We start from the raw sequence: 16541 nt of genomic DNA, 5'->3' as shown, positions 1-16541 counted from the left end.
GAGCCACCCCCGGGCGGTCTTCCCTCTGCCCGGCGGGCTTCGCCCCCTCCCGGGCGCATGGAGTTGGCATGACCCAGCTCACTGACGCGGACCTCGTCGAAGCCGCGCAGGGCGGCGACCGGGACGCGCTCGCACAGCTGTACGAGCGCTACTTCGATGCCGTCTACGACTTCGCTGCGCGCATGGTGCGCGACCGGGACGAGGCCGCGGACATCGCCCAGGAGACGTTCCTCAAGGCCATGAACGCGCTCGGGGGCCTCAAGCAGGGGGCCAGCTTCCGGGGCTGGCTGTTCAGCATCGCGCGGAACACCGCGCTCAACCGGCTCGAGCGGCGCGGCCGGACCCGCCCGCTCGCGCTCATCGACAGCGAGGGCGAGGAGTTCGCCTTCGACGTGGTCGACCCCTCGCGGTTCGCCAGCCCGCAGGAGGCGGCAGAGGCCGCGGCCGCGGCGAAGCTCGTCTGGGAAGCCGCGGCAGGGCTCGACCCGCGCCAGCTCTCGCTGCTCGACCTCCACCTGCGGCAGGGGCTCGATGCGGAGGAGATCGCCGCCGCGCTCGGCATCACGCGGAACAACGCGTACGTCCTCCTCCACCGGCTGAAGAAGGCGGTCGAGAGCGCCATCAGCGCCTACGTCCTCTGGAAGCAGGCCGGCGAGCGATGCGAGGAGCTGGCGGCCGTGCTCGCGCCGGCCGCGGCCGCCGGGACGATGACGCCGGACGTCCGGAAGGCGGTCGACCGCCACGTCGAGCGGTGCGGCGAGTGCAGCGAGCGGCGCCGGCGGCTCGCGCCGCTGGCGGTCTTCGGCGGGCTCGCGCCGGTGGCGGCGCCCCCCGGGGTGCGCGCGGCCGGGCTCGAGCAGCTGCTCCGGGCGCCGGGGCCGCGCCCGCGGCAGCCGCGCCGCGGGCAGCCGGCGAACCAGCCGGCCCCGCCGCAGGGCGGCCACGGCTTCACCTCGCCGGGCTTCCTCCGCGCCGGGGCGCTGCTGGGCGTGGCGGCCGGCGTGCTGCTGCTCGCGCTCGTCCTGCCGTTCAGCCCGCTGGCGCTCACGCGGGACGACGGCAGCGGCGCGCGGCAGGGCAGCCCGGATTTCGAGACCCCCGCGGCGGGCGGCGGGAGCCAGACGATCATCGTGCCGGTCAGCCCCTCGCCCGGGACGGCGGCGGGCGGCGGCAGCCCGTCCCCATCCGCCGGGGGTGCGGGCAGCTCGCCAACGGCCGGGTCGAGCCCCTCGCCCGGCGGCGGCCCGGGCGGCGCTTCGCCGACGGCCGCGCCGGCCGGCGGCGCCACGCCGGCGCCGAGCCCGACGGCCGCCGGGGCCAGCCCGACGGCGACGGCCCCCGGGACCACCGCGACCGCGACGCCGACCGCCGCGCCATCGGCCACGCCGACGCCCTGCGCGGCATCGCTCTCGCTGCCGCCGGGCACCGGCACGCTCGTCATCCAGGCCGGCAGCCAGGCCAGCTTCCAGCTGCAGAACGCGACCGGCTGCGCGGCGGAGTACAGCCTCGCGCCCTCGGCGGCGTGGCTCACCGGGCCCGCGGGCGGCACCATCCCGGCCTACGGGTCGGTCACCATCACGCTCCGGGTCGATGGCTCCGCGCTCCCCGCCGACGAGGGCGACTACCCGGCGACGGTGACGGTGACCGGGCCGGCGAACAGCTTCGCCGTGCCGGTCATCGGCCGGCGGGGCGGGCAGCCGCCGCAGATCCTCTCGGCGAGCATGACCTGCGGGACGGCCGGCGGCCGGCCGAGCGTCACGCTCGCCGCGCAGGCGGTCGACGACATCGCCGTGGTGCGGGTGACGGCCAGCTTCACCACCGGCGGCGGCGAAAGCGTCAGCGTCGACCTCGGCCAGGCCGGCGGCCTCCAGTGGATTGCCGGGCTCACGCTCGACGGACAGGGCGCCGGGCCGGTGACGTTCACCGCGTACGACGGCGCGGGCCGGCAGGCGACGCTCGCCGTCGCACCGGCGGGCTGCGGCGGTGGCGGCCGCTAGCCGCCGGGCGCGGCGCGTTCGAACGAGAACCGCTCGCGGAAGCGGAGGAGCGCGCGGAGGATCGGCCCACCGACGGCCGCGAGCACCACCGCGTTGCAGATGGTCCGGAAGAGATCCCAGCCGAGGCTGGTGAGCAGGTAGTAGTTCCAGTAGCGGCGAAGCGTTTCGAGCGGGCCGGCGCCCGCCTGGTAGGAGATATCCGGCCCGGCGACGATCCACGGCCAGGCCCAGAGATTCGTGATCGCGCCGTAGAGCAGCCCCCAGGCCGAGCCGAAGGCGATGACCAGTGCGAGCCGGGGCCGCGGCCCGAGCTCCCGCGCATCGGCGAACCGGCCGAGCAGCCCCGCGCTCGCGCCCATCCATCCCGCTGCGAACATCTGGAACGGCAGCCACGGACCGAACCCGCCCGTCACCACCGCGCTCAGGAAGAACGACAGCGCGCCGAGCAGGAAGCCGAGCCGCGCGCCGAAGGTGAATGCGCCGAGGATGACGAGGAAGAAATAGAGGTTCGCGCCCGCCGGCAGGGTGATGGTCCGCAGCACCGCGGCCAGCGCCGAGAGCACGCCGAGGACGGCGAGCCGCTTGCTATCGAGCCCGCCGCTCGCGAGGTCGGCCACGACGAGGATGAGGCAGAGCGCGGCGATGCCGGCGAACACCACCGGCGCATCGGCCTGGTGGGCGAACCACGCCGACCCTTCGTCGACGACGCCGGGCGCGAAGAACGGGTGGAGGTAGGCGAACAGCCCCAGCACGTTGAGGAGGACGAAGACGAGCGCGCCGGGGTCGAAGCGGGCGGCGGCCGGGCGGGCGGCGGCGCGGGGGAGGGCGGGGCTAACGGCCACGGCGCCGCCTCCAGGCTGCCGCGCCGATGATGGCGAGCACGAGCGCCCCGGCGACCGCGCCGAAGCCGGCGAGCCGCCCGCCGGCGCCGTCATCGCCGGCGCCGGACGCGCTGCCGCCGCTTGCGGCCGGGGTGCTGCCCGGCGGCACCGGGCTCGCGGCCGTGATGGTGACGCCCGCCGCAGTCGGCGGGGAGGGCGCGGCGGTGGCCGTTTCGCCCGCCGGGCTGGCCGCCGGCGAGGCTGTGCCGGCCGCCGGCGATGCGGCAGCGGGCGAACCCCCCGCCCCCGGCGCGGCCGTCGCCGGTGCGGGCGCCGTCGGCGGGGGCGCGGTGGCGGCGGCCGTCGGGGCGGCGCCGCCCCGCGGCGGGTGGCCGCAAATCTGCTCGAAGGTGATGTCGGCCGGCGCGGGCGCGCTGGAGGGCCCGCCGCGGCCCCACTTCCAGCCGTGGACCTCGCCGTCCTTCGCCTTCGCCAGCGAAATGCCGAGCGACGAGTAGACCCAGCCGCGGCCGTAGGCCCGGGTGAAGAAGGCCCAGTAGGTGCAATCGCCGCCCTTGCACTGGCAGAAGCAGGCATCGAAGTTCGCGGCATCGAAGCAGCCGACCTGGCCGATGGCGCAGACGACCCGGCCGCTGCCGCCGCCGAACTGCTCGACCGGGAGGCCGCTCGCGGCGAGCAGCTGCTCGGCGGGGATGCTGTCGCCAGTGAAGGGCACGCACCACGTGGTCACCTGGTCGCCGACCTGGATGACGAGCCCGGCTTCGCCGTCGGCGCGGGCGGCGAAGGGGACGAGCGCGGCAGCCGCGGCGAGGGCGGCGATCAGGCGGCGCACGGGATGGCCACCTCCTCGAGCGTGACGGCGCCCGGCACGAGCCGCGCGACCTGCGTCGGCAGCGGGCCGTCGGCGGCGAAGGCGCGGGCCGCCGGCAGGTCGAAGACGATCTCGCCGGCCTGCAGGCCGATGACGCGGGTCGCGAACTGGGCCGCCGATTCGATGTCGTGGGTCGCGACGATGGCCGCGCCGCCGGCCGCCGCATGCTCCCGGAGCCGGGCGGCGAGCCACGCCTTCGCCGGGCCGTCCATGCCGCGCGTCGGTTCGTCCATCAGCCAGGTGCGGGGGCCGTGGGCGAGCATCGCCGCGATGGCGACGCGCTGCTGCTGCCCGACCGAGAGGTCGCGCGGGTCGCGGTCGAGCAGCCCGTCGACGGTCCAGGCGCGGGCCGCGGCCTCGAGGTCCGCACGGCCGCGGGGCAGGCCGCGGTGGCGGAGCGTCTCGGCCAGCTCGGCGGCGACGGACTCCTGGTAGAGGGCGAGGGCCGGGTCCTGCGGCACCAAGCCGGCGCGGGCGGTGCGCTCGCGGGCGCCGCGCGGCGCGGGCGCACCGTCGAAGCGGACCGCGCCGGCGGCCGGCTGGACGAGCCCGGCGAGCGCGCGGAAGAGCGTGCTCTTGCCGCTGCCGTTCGGCCCGACGAGGGCGACGATTTCGCCCTCGCGGAGGCTGAACGAGACGCCGCGCAGCGCCTCGGCGGCTCCGTAGCGGACGGCGAGGCCCTCGGCGCGGAGGAGTTCGGCGCCGGGCGCGGGCAGCGGGCGCGGCGCGGCCCCGAGCTCGCGCCCGCGGAAGGCGGCGGCCGCCGCGCCGAGCGTCAGCGGCAGCGGCCGGAGCCCGAGCCGGCGCGCGAGCTCGACGGCGGGCGGCACCGAGCGGAGGACGGCCGCGGCCTCGCCCGGCGGCAGCAGCGCGGCGCGGCCGCCTTCGACGGCGATGACGGCGTCGGCGCGGGGCAGCAGCCGCTCCAGCCGGTGCTCGGCGACGACGATGGCGAGGTCGCCGCGGCGGCGGAGGCCTTCGAGCGCGCCGATGACCGCCTCGGCGCCGTCGCCGTCGAGCTGGGAAGTCGGCTCATCGAGCACGAGCAGCCGCGGTTCGAGCGCGAGGACGGCGGCGATGGCGACCCGCTGGCGTTCGCCGCCGGAGAGCGTGGCGAGCCGCCGCCCGCGGAGGTGCTCGATGCCGAGTTCGGCGAGGAGCCGCTCGAGCCGGCGGCGCATCTCGGCCGGGGCGATGCCCTGCTGCTCCATGCCGAAGACGATCTCCTCCTGCACCGTCTCGGCGATGGCCTGCGCTTCCGGCTCCTGGAAGACCATGCCGACCTCGAGCGCCATCCGGCGCGCGGGGGCCGCGAAGGGGTCGAGCCCGGCGACCCGCGCGCTGCCGCTGATGCGGCCGCCGTGGAACTGCGGCACGAGGCCGTTGAACAGGCGGAGGAGGGTCGACTTGCCGCTGGCGGAGGGGCCGGCCGCGAGGACGAGGCTGCCGGGCTCGATGGCGAGGCTGACGCCCTCGAGCGCCGGCCGGGGGCTGCCCGGGTAGGTGTAGGTCACGCCCTCGAGCAGCGCGAGGGGGCTCACGGCGCGGGCTCCGCGGCGAGGCGGCCGTCGCGCTCGGCGGCCCCGCGGGCGGGCGCCGGCCGGGCGATGAGCAGGACCGCCGGCCAGGCGAGGGCCGCGGCGAGCAGCGCGGGCAGCGGTTCGAAGCCGGGCAGCGGCAGGCCGGCGAACGGGTTGTAGGTGAGCGCGCCGTGGCCGGTGAGCCGGAGCGCGAGGAGGCCGAGCGCGGCCCCCGCCGCCACCGCCAGCCCGGCCCGCTCCGCGGCGGGGAGCGGCTCGCGCTCGAACCGGCTGACGGCGCGGGCGCGGCTGGCGGCGCGCCACCACCACCAGAGGAGCGCCGCGGCGGCGAACGTCAGCAGCGCGGCGAGCGGCCGCCAGTCCGTTTCGTAGAACCAGAGCCAGGCCGCGGCGATGAGGAGCGGCGCCGAGGCCGCAGCGGCGAGCCGGGGCGCCGCCGGGAGGGGCGGGCTCGCGCCGTAGCCGCGGGCCTCCATCGCCTCGGCCAGCCGGAGCGAGCGTTCGAGCCCGCCGACGATGGCCGGGACGACGAGCGCCGGCAGTTCGCGCCAGCCGCCGGGCGCCCCGCGCAGCGCGCGCATCTCGCGGACGCGGCGGAGGTCTTCGACGCTCGAGGGCAGGAGGGTGAGGCCGACGGTGACGACGAGGCTCGCCTGGAAGAGGGCGGCCGGCGTGGAGCGGAGCACCCGGTGGGGGCTGACCGCGCCGTTGAAGACGCCGTAGGCGAAGAGGATGCAGAGGATGGCGAGGCCGCGGATCGCGGCGCCCGCCAGCCCTTCCGCTGAGACGGGGCCGCCGAGCCGGAGGCCGCCGAGCCACGACGGCACCTCCGGCCCGGGGATGGTGAACAGGATGTGGTCGCCGTAGCTGCCGTTGATGGCGGCGATGCCGAGCGAGAGCGCGAACATCACGCCGCCGAAGACGGCCAGCGCGCGGAAGCTGATGACGCCGGGCCCCTCGCGCGGGGCGAGCACGGCGACGAGCACCACGGCGAGCAGGATGACGGCCAGGTAGAACGGGTTGGTGGTGGCGAGCGCCGCCGCCATCACCGCGAGAACCCAGCCGACCCAGCTCGCCGGGTGCATGGCCGGCCTCAGCTGCGCCGCCGGGCGAGGGCAGCGGCCGCGCCGCCCGCCGCGAGGAGCGCGAGCCCCGCCAGCGCGAGCGCGCCTTCGCCGCCGGCCGGGCTGACCGGGCCGGCGCTGTCGCCAGTGGCCGGCGGCCGCGGCGCCGGGGTGGTCGGCCGGGCCGTGGGCGAGGCGGCCGGCGTCGTCGGCTGCGGGGTCGGCGTCGGCTGGGCCGCCGGGCGGGTGCGGGTGATCGGCGTTTCCGGGGCGTTGCAGTAGGTGCGGCCGGCGAGCGCGGGCACCACCTGGTTCGCCGCGAACGCCGGGTCATAACCGGCGAACGAGCCGTCCGGCAGCTGCTGGCTGAGGAGGTACTGGACCGGGTTCACGCCGTTCTTCGTGTAGGCCGCCGATTCGGGGTTCTCGCCGAGGGCGAGGAGCGCCTGCACGGCGAAGGCGGTGGAGGAGGTGTTCGATTCGGCCGGGTCGTAGCCCCAGCCGCCGTCGCTGCCCTGGTTCGCCTTCAGCCAGGCGAGACCCTCGCTGATCGCCTCGTCCGTCTTCGGTACGCCGGCGGCGAGGAGCGCCTGGATGGCGATCGCCGTCGTATCCGGGTCGGCGAAGCCGCCGAAGCCCCAGCCGCCGCCCTGCACGGCCGCGGCCTTCAGGTTGTCGGCCGCCTTCGCGCCGGGCTGGTTGCCCGTGCAGGCGAGGCCGAGGATGGCGACGGACTGGCTGAACGCGTTGTCGGCGTAGGCGCCGGTCTCGGCGTCGTAGCCGGCCTGGGCGACGGCGATGAGGTTCGTGCCGCCGACGTTCTTCGGGTCGAGGCCGAGCGCCTTCGCGCCGAGCGCGGCCTTCGCGGCCGCGGCGGGCGAGGTGACCGCCCGCGCGTACGCGATGAGCCAGTCGGCCGACGTCTTGCCGTTTTGGACATCGAGGCGCGGGTCGTAGCCCGCCGCGCGGACGGCGATGATGGCGTCGATCGATTGGCCGGGCGCTTCGGCGTAGCCGCCGTCCGGGCGCTGGACGGTCTTGATGAAGGCGGCGCCCTTGAGGACGGCGTCGGTGGCGGGGAGGGCGGCGAAGGCGAGCGCCGGCAGGAGCGCGGCGCCAGCAGCGGCGAGCAGCACGAGACGTTTCATGGACACTCCGGGGGCAAGATGTCTGGCGCGCGAGGCAGCAGCCCGCGGCGCGGCGGAGGAGCGGGCGGGCAGCGAGGACGGGGGAACGAAAAACCCGCCTCGGCGGCGGGCTCAGGTGATGCGAACCATGGCACCGACCCCTTTCGCGCGAAGGATCATCGGTCCGGTTGGGCGGGTTTTCTGGCTCGGCCCCCGGCTGGCGGGGGACCTCACAGTTGCGGCACAGCGCCGGATTCGCACCGGCTTGCCCCGGCTCCTCCCGCGCGGCGAGCGGCGGAAGGGCCCTCCCGGTCTTCGATTGTCAAAACGCAATCTCGCCCTTCGACAGCCGTTCGTCAAGTTCCGGTCAGGGCTGGGCCGGGGGCATGCTGGCGAAGGGGTCGTCGAGCGGCAGCGCGGCTTCGGCGGCCGGCTCGGTGAGGGCGAGCGTCAGCGGCTCGCCGCCGCCTGCGCCCTGCCGGGCGGGCGCGCTCCAGGCGTACCAGGCCGCGAAGAGCGCCGCGCCCCAGAGCACGGCCCCGGCCGCCAGCAGCGGCGTCAGCCCCGGCCGCCGCACGAGCACCCGCGGCGCAACGCCCGCAACGGCGAGGCCGACGGCGAAGATGGCGAGCCCGGCCGCCCCGGCGGCATCGGCCGGGCTGAGCGCGGGGAACGCAGCGGCGAGGGCGAGGGGAAGCGGCACGGCCATCCACCGGCGGGAAGTCGTCGGGTTCGAGCGTACCGGATCCCCGCGGCGGGCCGCATCCTGCTGCCGCGCCCCGGCAGGATGCGGGCGCGGGGTGCCCACAGGCCATCCGCAGCGCACTAGACTTGGAGCATGGAGGGGGAACGCGCCGCCGGGGCGCCCCGCACCGGGAAGGGTGCCGTCATCGCGGCCGGGCGGGAGCTCGGCCTCATGTTCATCGCCGTGCTCGCCTACTTCGCCATCCGCGGGCTCACGCAGGGCGCGACGGCCGACGCCCTGCGGAACGCCAGCCGCGTCGTCGAGCTCGAGCAGCTGCTCGGCATCCACATCGAGGACCGGCTGCAGGCGCTCATCCTCCATTCGCACGCGCTGGTGACGCTCGCGAACTGGGTCTACATCTGGGGGCACTGGCCGTTCATCGCCATCGTGGCGGCGTGGCTCGTGCTCGGCCACCCGGGGGAGTACCGCGCCATCCGCAACGCCTTCCTGCTCTCGGGGAGCGCGGGGCTCATCATCTTCGCGCTCTTCCCGGTCGCCCCGCCGCGGCTGTTCGACCCGAACCTGATCGACACGGTGACCGAGCACTCGCGCTCCTACCGCGTGCTGCAGCCGCCGGCGCTGGTGAACCAGTATGCGGCGATGCCGAGCTTCCACTTCGGCTGGAACCTGCTCATCGGGCTCGGGATCATCCGCTGCTCGCGGCGCGCATGGGTGAAGGCGATCGGCGTGGCGGCGCCGGCCGCGATGGGGCTCGCGACCGTGCTGACCGCGAACCACTACATCCTCGACCTCATCGTCGGCGCGGCGATGGCGCTCACGGCGCTCTACCTCGTCGAACTGGCGCGCGGGCGGCGGTTCGCGCCGTGGCGGCCGGGCCCGTGGCTGCGGCCGTTCGAACCGGGCAGGGCCGATGCCGCCTGAGCTGCCGGCGGGGCTGTTCGCCATCGCCCACCGGGCGGGCAACGAGCCGGGGCGCATCGCGGAGGCCGCGGCCGCCGGCGCGCGGGTCATCGAAGCCGACCTCTGGCTGCACCGCGGCCGGCTCGAAGTGCGGCATACGAAGACGGCCGGCCCGCTGCCGCTGCTCTGGGACCGCTGGGAGCTGCGCCCCGGCTGGGGGCCGCGGCTCCAGCTCGCGCATCTGCTGGAGGACGCGCCGCCGGAGATCCTCCTCCACCTCGACCTGAAGGGCTGGAACGACCGGCTCGGTCCGGCCGTCCGCCGCGCGATGCGGGAGCTGGCGCCGGGCCGGCCCTACCTCGTGAGCGCCCAGCGGTGGTCGCTGCTCGAGCCGTTCCACGCCGAGCCGGCGGCGATCGTCGTGCATTCCATCGGTTCGGCGCGGCGGTTCGGACGGATCGCGCGCCACCTCGCCGGCCAGCGGACGGCGGCCGTCGCCATCCACCGCGAGCTGCTCACGGCGGAGCGGGCCGAGCGGCTGCACGCCCTCGCCGATGCGCTGCTCACGTGGCCGGTGAACGACCCGGCGCTGCTGCCGGGGCTCGCACGGCTCGGCGTCCGCGGCGTCATCACCGATGCGCTCGAAGTCGTCCGCGCGGTTGCGGCCTTGCACGATGGCGGCGAGAATCCGGCGGCAACACGCCGCGACCCCCCCTTCAGGAGCACGCCATGAAGTACGGCCTCCAGATGTTCCCGACCGACTACGCCATCCCCGTCACCGACCTCGGCCGGGCGGCCGAGGAGCTGGGGTTCGAATCGCTCTTCTTCCCCGAGCACTCGCACATCCCCACCAGCCGCCGCACGCCGTGGCCGGGCGGCGGCGAACTGCCGAAGGAGTACTCCCACACGCTCGACCCGTTCGTCGCCTGCGGCGCGGTCGCCGCGGTCACGAAGACGCTGAAGGTTGGCACCGGCGTCTGCCTCGTGATGCAGCGCGACCCGATCATGACGGCGAAGGAGGTCGCCTCGGTCGACCACCTCTCCGGCGGCCGCTTCCTCTTCGGCATCGGCGGCGGCTGGAACGAAGAGGAGATGGAGAACCACGGGACGGACCCGAAGCACCGCTGGAAGATCCTGCGCGAGCGGGTCCTCGCGATGAAGGCAATCTGGACGAACGACGAGGCGGAGTTCCACGGGAAGTTCGTGAATTTCGACCCGATCTGGCAGTGGCCGAAGCCGGTGCAGAAGCCGCACCCGCCGATCCTCGTCGGCGGCGCCGGCCCGCACACGCTCGACCGCGTGCTGGAGTACGGCGACGGCTGGATGCCGATCGGCGGCCGCACGGGGCAGGTGCTCGCCGGGATGATCCGCGAGCTGCAGGAGCGGGCGAAGGCCGCCGGCCGCGGCCCCATCCCCGTCTCCGTCTTCGGCGTGCCGCCATCGAAGGAGGTGCTCGAGCAGTACGCCGCGATGGGCGTCGACCGCGTCATCTTCGGCGTCCGGCCGGAAGGCGCCGAGCAGGTCATCCCGGCGCTGAAGCGGTACGCCGAAGTCGCCGGGCTGTAGCGCGCGGGCCGCGCCCGCCGAGGGGGGAGCACGATGCGGGTGAACTTCTACGCCACGCTGCGGCCGCTCGCCGGCGGCAAGACGGTCGAGTTCGACCTGCCGCCGGGAGCGACGGCGGGCGACCTCCTCCGGGCCGTCGGCGACCGGTTCCCGGAGATCCGCGCGCTGCTCTGGACGGAGACCGGCGAGCTGGGCGACTACATCAAGGTGTTCGTCGACGGCCGGGAGATCCGCCACCTGCAGCTGCTGGCCACGCCGGTGCCGCCCGGGGCGGAGGTCGATATCTTCCCGCCGGCGGCAGGGGGCTGAGGCGGGCCGCGACGCGGGCGCGCGGCTGCCCGACAATGGAGGCATGACGGCGGCGCCGCGGCGGAAACGGGCCTGGTGGAACCCGGGCTGGAGCCTGACGGTTTGGCTCATCATCCTCGCCATGGTCCTGCCGACCATCGGCTTCACCGCGTGGGTCGGGCTCGCCGCGCGCGGCGAATCGACGGTCGACCCGCAGCTCATCGAGATCGCCCGGGAGAACGCAGGCGGCGATATCCTCGCCGTGCGCGGGCCGGCGCACACTGCCTACCACGCGCTCGCGCCGCTGCCCACCCCGGAGCAGCCGCAGCCGGCCGGCCTGCCGACGCTCGTCTTCTTCTCCTCGCCCGCCTGCACCGCCTGCGAACGGATGCAGTTCGTCCACCGCGTGATGGAGTCGTTCCGCGGCCGCGCCGTCTTCGTCGAAAAGTCGGTCGACCGCGATACATCGGCGGAGCGGTACGGCGTGCGCGAAACGCCCACGTTCGTCCTGATCGACGCGGAGGGGCGGGAGCTGACGCGCTTCGGGGCGCTGGCGGACGCCGCAGCGTTCCGCGCGAAGGTGACCGAACTGCTCGAAGGGATGACCGGCGGGTAAGCGGGCGGCCGCTCAGTCGCGCTCGGCGGGCACCGGGACGGCCGCGGGTTCGTGCGGCGCGTGCAGCCAGCCGATGACGACCCGGCCCTCCAGCACGAGGAAGGCGAACGCCGCCACGCCGCCCATGAGCGCCAGCACCGGCCGCGCCCCGGCGACTTCGACGCCGATGCCGAACAGCACCAGCGGCAGCACCACGAACGCATCGGTGAGCACCGCCTGCACGGCGAACACGCGCGACTGGTGGGCGACCGGCGCGGCCGCGGTGAGCGCCGTGCGCGCGGCCAGCAGCGCCAGCGAGACCGCGAGGCCGAGCAGGAACGCGACGGGCACCGCCACGGCGAACGAGGCCCCGAGCGAGAGGTCGAGGTCGACGAACGGGCCGACTTCCGTCAGTTCGAGGGCCGCGCGGAGGCCGTAGTCGAGCGAGGCGAGGGCGAGCGTGCCGACCGCCATGGCGAGCACCGCCGTCCGGATGGTGGCGCTCGCGCCGCCGGGCCCGAGCCGGAGGGCGACGGCGAGCAGGCCCGCGCCGACGCCGAGCGCCGCCGCGCCGACGACGACCGCCGCGCCGAGCGACCCGGCCGCGAGGTCGTTCCGGAGGTAGAGCGGGAGGGCGACGATGCTGCCCTGCACGACCATCGACGTGAGTGCGAGCGCGATGACGGCTTCGCGCGCGACCGCGTGGCGGCGGAAGAAGCGGAGCGTATCGCGGAAGGCGGAGCCGCGGGCCGGGAGTTCGAGCCGGAGGCGCTCGGTGGCTACCGCGAGGCTACACGCGAACGCCGCGGCCAGCCCGGCGACCGCCGCGGCCCCGGCCGCCATCGCCGGCGTACCGCCGAGCCACCAGAGGAAGGGCGCGAGCGCGGCGACGGCCAGCCCCTGGCCCGCGAACTGCAGCGTCAGCACGAGCGAATGGACCGCGCCGTGCCGCCGGCCGCCCAGCGTGCGGACGAGCGCCATCTCGGAGGGCGAGTACACCTGCGAGACGGCGGAGTAGGCGAACACGACGGCCGGCACCGCCACGGCGCTCTTCGGCCCGAGCACCCAGGCGAGCATCACCGCGGCGCGGGCGATGCCGCCGAGCGCGAAGCCGCGCGACGGCCCGATGCGGTCGGCCAGCGCGCCGCCCGGCACGCCGAAGGCGAGCGAGGCGAGCAGCATCGCCACGAAGAAGGAGGAGAGGCCGGCGGCCACATGGTTCGCCGTGCCGGCGGTGACGAGGAGGGCAGCGAAGAAGAGGTTCTGGCCTGCCTGCGCGGTGAACTTCGCGAGAGCGAACAGGGAGAGCGCCGGGAGCTTCGGAGTCGGGTCCACCACCTTCGAGCCAGTCACACCTGTAGGAACGGATCGTTGCCGGGCGCTGCGCAGCCCCTGCTCCGCTCACCGTACCACGAGGCAGCGAACCGGACGTGAACGGGAGGGGAAGCGCGCGGTTCGCAGCGGAAAAATCCGGGAAAACCCTGCCGCGGCGGGGTTCGGCAGGAGTGCGGCGGGATTGCGACAGAAATGCAACGGGCGGCCGCCGGTTCGCGACGCGTCTTTCGCCGGCCGGCACGTAGGGTAAAGAACGACGCGAACGGGCCGCGCAGGAGCGCAGACCACAGGGCCCGCGCGGAAAGGAGCACTCCATGGGAATCATCGCATGGCTCATCTTCGGCCTGATCGCCGGGGCGCTGGCGAAGCTCATCGTCCCGGGCGACGACCCGGGCGGCGGCGGCTTCCGCGGCCTCATCGTCACCATCGGCATCGGCATCGTCGGCGCCATGATCGGCGGCTTCATCGGCACGGCCATCGGCTGGGGCACGGTGGGCAGCTTCGACTTCCGGAGCATGGCGCTCGCCGTCGTCGGCGGCGTCATCTTCCTGCTCGTGCTGCGGGCCGCCACGGGCCGGCGCACGGCCTAGCCGAACCTCCCCGGGAGGGGGCGGCGCGGGCGGCGGGCGAGCGGACCCGCCGCCCGCTTTTCGCGCCCGGGAACGGGGCTCAGCCGGCGGCCCGGCGGCGCACCTCGTCGAGCGAGAACCGGTAGCCGGAGAAGAGCGTGACCGTGCCGTCGTCGTCGGCGATGGATTCGAGGTAGGAGGCGGGCAGCCGCTCGAGGAATTCGCGGGCGCAGCGGGGGCAGATGCCGTGGGAGACCCGGCCGGAGGGGGCGCCGCCGACGCGGAGCCGGCACCAGGCGCAGACGATGGCGACTTCGCCGCCGGGACTGCCGGGTTCGCTGCTCTCGTCCATGGAATCCACGGTAGCAGGTTCGGCGGCCAGGGGGCGGCCGCGGCGGGGCGTCCACCCGGCCGTCACCCACCTGCCACCGCGGAGGGAAAGGCGCGGGAACGATGATGCTGCTGAAACGCCGTGCAGCGCCCGCCGGCCCCGGCAGGGTGTTTCACGGGGAACGACGGCGGGCCAGCGGCGGGGATGCTCCGGGGGGAACGTTCCCGCGCGGGAAGATTCCCGGCGGGGCACCGTCCCGCCCGGGATGCTTCCTCGGCGGGAAGCTTCGCGCATGGGGAGCTTCCCGCGCGCTGAGCGGGGTTTCCCCGATGGAGGCCGCGCGCGGGCGCGGCGCAGACTGGCGCCATGGACGCCCGCTTCGCCCTGCTCGCCGCCCTCGCCATCGCCCCCGGCCACCCGTACGCGCTGCTCGACCACCTGCAGGGGCTCGGCATCGCCGTGAGCCGGAGCGCGCTCTACCGGGCGGCCGATGCGCTGGCAGCGGAGGGGCTGGCCGCGGCCGCGGTCGAAGAAGGCGAGACGGGCCACCTCCGCCGGCGGCTGGCGCTGACCCCCGCCGGGCGGGAACGTCTCGCCGCGGCGGCGCTCGAGGCACTGCGGAGGGAGCCGCTCGATGGGCCGGGGTTCGCGCTCGCGCTGGCGGCGGCGGAGGCAGCCGGCGCGGGGGAGGCAGGCCGCGCCATCCGGGAGCGGCTCGCGGCGGCGGCCCGGCGGCTCACCGCGCTCGAACGGGAGCTGCGCGAGCCCGGCGGGGAGCCTGCCTTCCGGCCGATGCGCGAACGCGAGGCCGCCCGCCTGCAGGCCGATATCGCCTGGCTGCAGGCGCAGCTCCGCCGGGCGGGCTCCGCGGCCTAACCGCGCGGGAGGCCGAGGCCCCGGGTCGCGATGATGTTCCGCTGGATTTCGCTCGTCCCGCCGCCGATCGGGCTCGTCGTGCTGTGCATGTAGAAGCGGGCGATGCGGCCGCCGAGCACGCGCGCGTCCTCCCGGTCCGTCACCTGGCCGTAGAGGCCGGCGAGGTGCATCGCCGTCACCGCCAGGCGGACGTCCAGCTCGCTCGAGTAGAGCTTCGCGATCGACGATTCCTTGTTCGGAATTTCACCCCGCTCCTGCATCGAAATGATGCGATAGGAGATGAGCGATTCGACCTGCGCTTCGATGGCGCGGTCGGCGAGTTCGCTCCGGAGCGAGGGCCGTGTAGCCACGCTGCGGCCACCGATGGCGCTCTCCCGCGCGAAGCGGACGAGGTCGCGCACGATGAGCTGGTGGGAGACGCTCGTGGCGATGCCGCTCCGTTCGAAATCGAGCGTGGTGGTGGCGAGGTACCAGCCGCGGTTCTCTTCGCCGAGCAGGTTCTTCGCCGGCACGCGGACGTCTTCGAAGAAGACTTCGTTGAACTCGTGGCTGTTGAGCATGTTCACGAGCGGCCGGACGGTGATGCCCGGCGTCTTCATATCGACGAGGAAGTAGCTGATGCCGCGGTGCTTCGGCGCGTCGGGGTTCGTCCGCGCGATGAGGATGCCCATGTGGGCGTGCTGCGCGCCGGAGGTCCAGATCTTCTGGCCGTTGATGACGTAGTCGTCGCCGTCGCGGACGGCGCGGGTCTGGAGGCTGGCGAGGTCGGAGCCGGCGCCCGGTTCGGAGAAGAGCTGACACCAGATGTGTTCGCCGGAGATGATTTTCGGCAGGTATTCGCGCTTCTGCTCTTCGGTGCCGTAGACCATGATGGTGGGGCCGGCCCAGCCGTGGCCGATGCCGCCGGGCCGCGGGGCGCGGCGCCAGGCGAACTCCTCGCTGAGGATGAACTGCTCTTTCACGCTGAGGCCGCCGCCGCCGTGCTCTTTCGGCCAGGCGGGCGCGCCCCAGCCGCGGGCGTTCAGCTTCTTCGTCCACTCGCGCATGAAGTCGGCGAAGCCGGGCACAGCGCGGCCGGCGCCGTTGAAGAGCCCCCATTCGACCGGCCGGTCGGCGAACTCGGGCGGGAACTCAGCATCGAGGAAGGCGCGCACGTCCTGCCGGAAGGCAGCTTCGGCGGGGGAATCGCGGAATTCCATGGGGGCACCTCCGTTCGCGAACGGGCTTCGGGGGCGATTCTCCGCCCCGCGCGGGGCGCTGTCGAGCCGCCGGCCGGCGGGCATTCGCACCGGCGAATCGCGGCGGAACGGGCCGGCGCGGCGGGTAAAGAAGCGGATGCCAAAGTTGCTTTTCCGCAATGCGGCGCCGAATGACACTGCCGGCGGCGACTCGTTCGAACCCTGCCGCAGAGGAGGCTCCATGCCGCCGTTCCTGTTCACCATCGCGGGCCTGCCTGCCCACCCGCTCGTCGTCCACGCCGCGGTCGTGCTCGTGCCGCTGGTGGCCGTCTTCCATGTAGCTACCGGGTGGCGACGTGCCTGGCGGCAGGCGTATGCGCTGCCTGCCGCCGCCATCGGCATCGCCGGCGCCGTCTTCGCGTGGCTGGCGAAGGCGTCCGGCGAGCCGCTCGAGGACTCGGTGAAGAACGCGGCCCGCGCGGCCGGCCAGCAGGTGCGCTTCGGCGACCACCCCGAGCAGGGCGACGCCGCCTTCCTCTGGGCCGTCATCCTCGGGCTCGGGCTGGCGGGCTTCGCCGTCCTCGCCGCCATCGAACGGAAGCGGGCGCTGCCGGGCTGGGCGCCGATGGCCGCCTGGGCGGCGGCCGGCGTCATCGGCATCATCGCCATCGCGACCATGACCATTGCCGGGCATTCCGGCGCGCAGCTGGTCTGGAAGGACGTCGGCTCGTTCGCGGCCGGGCGCTACTAGGCCA

General features: G+C 75.1%; 18 protein-coding genes and 1 riboswitch. Of the genes, 9 read left to right on the top strand and 9 right to left on the bottom strand.

The genetic code is table 11. The features are described from left to right. The first annotated feature begins 68 nt into the window (after nucleotides 1-68). The gene (locus N2041_RS08610) at nucleotides 69-1997 is read left to right on the top strand and encodes an RNA polymerase sigma factor (RefSeq protein ID WP_297677812.1); all 1929 of its coding nucleotides are present in this window, start codon (nucleotides 69-71) and stop codon (nucleotides 1995-1997) included. On the opposite strand, the gene N2041_RS08605 is transcribed toward N2041_RS08610, so the two are convergent. The 6 genes from N2041_RS08605 to N2041_RS08580 form a co-directional block, all read right to left on the bottom strand. Beyond that, nucleotides 1994-2839, bottom strand: a complete 846-nt coding sequence (locus N2041_RS08605; RefSeq protein WP_297677810.1) for an ECF transporter S component — start codon at nucleotides 2837-2839, stop codon at nucleotides 1994-1996. The two genes, N2041_RS08610 and N2041_RS08605, sit on opposite strands and share 4 nt — an antisense overlap. Then, nucleotides 2829-3671: a hypothetical protein gene (locus N2041_RS08600; protein ID WP_297677808.1), complete on the bottom strand. Its 843-nt coding sequence runs from the start codon at nucleotides 3669-3671 to the stop codon at nucleotides 2829-2831. The genes N2041_RS08605 and N2041_RS08600 overlap by 11 nt, the downstream gene beginning before the upstream one ends. Continuing rightward, nucleotides 3659-5251 (bottom strand): ABC transporter ATP-binding protein, encoded by a 1593-nt coding sequence (locus N2041_RS08595; RefSeq protein ID WP_297677806.1) that lies wholly within the window; start codon nucleotides 5249-5251, stop codon nucleotides 3659-3661. Before N2041_RS08595 ends, N2041_RS08600 begins: the two co-directional genes overlap by 13 nt. After that, nucleotides 5248-6336, bottom strand: coding sequence for an energy-coupling factor transporter transmembrane component T (locus tag N2041_RS08590; RefSeq protein ID WP_297677804.1), 1089 nt, complete (start codon nucleotides 6334-6336; stop codon nucleotides 5248-5250). The genes N2041_RS08595 and N2041_RS08590 overlap by 4 nt, the downstream gene beginning before the upstream one ends. Before the next feature lie 8 nt (nucleotides 6337-6344). Further along, complete coding sequence (locus N2041_RS08585) at nucleotides 6345-7463, bottom strand: prenyltransferase/squalene oxidase repeat-containing protein (protein ID WP_297677802.1); 1119 nt, start codon at nucleotides 7461-7463, stop codon at nucleotides 6345-6347. Nucleotides 7464-7636: 173 nt separating this feature from the next. After that, nucleotides 7637-7713: riboswitch (cobalamin riboswitch) on the bottom strand. A gap of 96 nt (nucleotides 7714-7809) precedes the next feature. Continuing rightward, a complete protein-coding gene (locus N2041_RS08580; RefSeq protein ID WP_297677800.1) occupies nucleotides 7810-8145 on the bottom strand; it encodes a hypothetical protein in 336 nt (111 codons plus the stop codon). A gap of 135 nt (nucleotides 8146-8280) precedes the next feature. Between N2041_RS08580 and N2041_RS08575 the strand changes: the two genes are divergently transcribed. Genes N2041_RS08575 through N2041_RS08555 form a run of 5 tightly spaced genes read left to right on the top strand, consistent with a single transcriptional unit; the run spans nucleotide 8281 to nucleotide 11518 of the window. Continuing rightward, entirely contained in the window at nucleotides 8281-9069 is a 789-nt protein-coding gene (locus N2041_RS08575; protein WP_297677798.1) for a phosphatase PAP2 family protein, read from the top strand. Continuing rightward, a complete protein-coding gene (locus N2041_RS08570; RefSeq protein WP_297677796.1) occupies nucleotides 9059-9781 on the top strand; it encodes a hypothetical protein in 723 nt (240 codons plus the stop codon). Before N2041_RS08575 ends, N2041_RS08570 begins: the two co-directional genes overlap by 11 nt. Then, complete coding sequence (locus N2041_RS08565; protein ID WP_297677794.1) at nucleotides 9778-10614, top strand: LLM class F420-dependent oxidoreductase; 837 nt, start codon at nucleotides 9778-9780, stop codon at nucleotides 10612-10614. Before N2041_RS08570 ends, N2041_RS08565 begins: the two co-directional genes overlap by 4 nt. Nucleotides 10615-10653: 39 nt before the next feature. Then, on the top strand, nucleotides 10654-10923 hold the full coding sequence (locus N2041_RS08560) for a ubiquitin-like small modifier protein 1 (protein ID WP_297677792.1): 270 nt from the start codon (nucleotides 10654-10656) through the stop codon (nucleotides 10921-10923). A 43-nt stretch (nucleotides 10924-10966) separates the two neighbouring features. Further along, on the top strand, nucleotides 10967-11518 hold the full coding sequence (locus N2041_RS08555; protein ID WP_297677790.1) for a thioredoxin family protein: 552 nt from the start codon (nucleotides 10967-10969) through the stop codon (nucleotides 11516-11518). Nucleotides 11519-11530: 12 nt separating this feature from the next. Here N2041_RS08555 and N2041_RS08550 read toward each other — a convergent pair whose 3' ends face one another. Continuing rightward, nucleotides 11531-12850: a hypothetical protein gene (locus N2041_RS08550; protein WP_297677788.1), complete on the bottom strand. Its 1320-nt coding sequence runs from the start codon at nucleotides 12848-12850 to the stop codon at nucleotides 11531-11533. 296 nt (nucleotides 12851-13146) lie between these two features. Here N2041_RS08550 and N2041_RS08545 point away from each other — a divergent pair, with 296 nt between their 5' ends. Continuing rightward, complete coding sequence (locus N2041_RS08545; RefSeq protein WP_297677786.1) at nucleotides 13147-13422, top strand: GlsB/YeaQ/YmgE family stress response membrane protein; 276 nt, start codon at nucleotides 13147-13149, stop codon at nucleotides 13420-13422. 79 nt (nucleotides 13423-13501) lie between these two features. Here N2041_RS08545 and N2041_RS08540 read toward each other — a convergent pair whose 3' ends face one another. Further along, nucleotides 13502-13753 carry a hypothetical protein gene (locus N2041_RS08540; RefSeq protein WP_297677784.1) on the bottom strand — a complete coding sequence of 84 codons (252 nt, stop codon included), beginning with the start codon at nucleotides 13751-13753 and terminating at the stop codon, nucleotides 13502-13504. A gap of 345 nt (nucleotides 13754-14098) precedes the next feature. Here N2041_RS08540 and N2041_RS08535 point away from each other — a divergent pair, with 345 nt between their 5' ends. Continuing rightward, nucleotides 14099-14608, top strand: a complete 510-nt coding sequence (locus tag N2041_RS08535) for a helix-turn-helix transcriptional regulator (protein ID WP_297677782.1) — start codon at nucleotides 14099-14101, stop codon at nucleotides 14606-14608. On the opposite strand, the gene N2041_RS08530 is transcribed toward N2041_RS08535, so the two are convergent. Continuing rightward, nucleotides 14605-15807 (bottom strand): acyl-CoA dehydrogenase family protein, encoded by a 1203-nt coding sequence (locus N2041_RS08530; RefSeq protein WP_297677780.1) that lies wholly within the window; start codon nucleotides 15805-15807, stop codon nucleotides 14605-14607. The genes N2041_RS08535 and N2041_RS08530 overlap by 4 nt on opposite strands. Before the next feature lie 220 nt (nucleotides 15808-16027). Between N2041_RS08530 and N2041_RS08525 the strand changes: the two genes are divergently transcribed. Beyond that, nucleotides 16028-16537, top strand: a complete 510-nt coding sequence (locus N2041_RS08525; RefSeq protein WP_297677778.1) for a DUF2231 domain-containing protein — start codon at nucleotides 16028-16030, stop codon at nucleotides 16535-16537. Nucleotides 16538-16541 lie beyond the last annotated feature (4 nt).

Origin of the sequence: Tepidiforma sp. (genome assembly GCF_026419595.1) — a bacterium.
Classification (GTDB): domain Bacteria; phylum Chloroflexota; class Dehalococcoidia; order Tepidiformales; family Tepidiformaceae; genus Tepidiforma.
Note: the sequence above shows the minus strand (reverse complement) of the source record. Positions and strands in the feature narration are given on the sequence as shown.

What these genes read in the sequence shown, in the direction of transcription:
- N2041_RS08610 (WP_297677812.1), top strand. Translation starts at nt 69, where the DNA reads ATGACCCAGCTCACTGACGCGGACCTCGTCGAAGCCGCGCAGGGCGGC.
- N2041_RS08590 (WP_297677804.1), bottom strand. Translation starts at nt 6,336, where the DNA reads ATGCACCCGGCGAGCTGGGTCGGCTGGGTTCTCGCGGTGATGGCGGCG.
- N2041_RS08585 (WP_297677802.1), bottom strand. Translation starts at nt 7,463, where the DNA reads ATGAAACGTCTCGTGCTGCTCGCCGCTGCTGGCGCCGCGCTCCTGCCG.
- N2041_RS08575 (WP_297677798.1), top strand. Translation starts at nt 8,281, where the DNA reads ATGGAGGGGGAACGCGCCGCCGGGGCGCCCCGCACCGGGAAGGGTGCC.
- N2041_RS08570 (WP_297677796.1), top strand. Translation starts at nt 9,059, where the DNA reads ATGCCGCCTGAGCTGCCGGCGGGGCTGTTCGCCATCGCCCACCGGGCG.
- N2041_RS08565 (WP_297677794.1), top strand. Translation starts at nt 9,778, where the DNA reads ATGAAGTACGGCCTCCAGATGTTCCCGACCGACTACGCCATCCCCGTC.
- N2041_RS08555 (WP_297677790.1), top strand. Translation starts at nt 10,967, where the DNA reads ATGACGGCGGCGCCGCGGCGGAAACGGGCCTGGTGGAACCCGGGCTGG.
- N2041_RS08545 (WP_297677786.1), top strand. Translation starts at nt 13,147, where the DNA reads ATGGGAATCATCGCATGGCTCATCTTCGGCCTGATCGCCGGGGCGCTG.
- N2041_RS08540 (WP_297677784.1), bottom strand. Translation starts at nt 13,753, where the DNA reads ATGGACGAGAGCAGCGAACCCGGCAGTCCCGGCGGCGAAGTCGCCATC.
- N2041_RS08535 (WP_297677782.1), top strand. Translation starts at nt 14,099, where the DNA reads ATGGACGCCCGCTTCGCCCTGCTCGCCGCCCTCGCCATCGCCCCCGGC.
- N2041_RS08530 (WP_297677780.1), bottom strand. Translation starts at nt 15,807, where the DNA reads ATGGAATTCCGCGATTCCCCCGCCGAAGCTGCCTTCCGGCAGGACGTG.
- N2041_RS08525 (WP_297677778.1), top strand. Translation starts at nt 16,028, where the DNA reads ATGCCGCCGTTCCTGTTCACCATCGCGGGCCTGCCTGCCCACCCGCTC.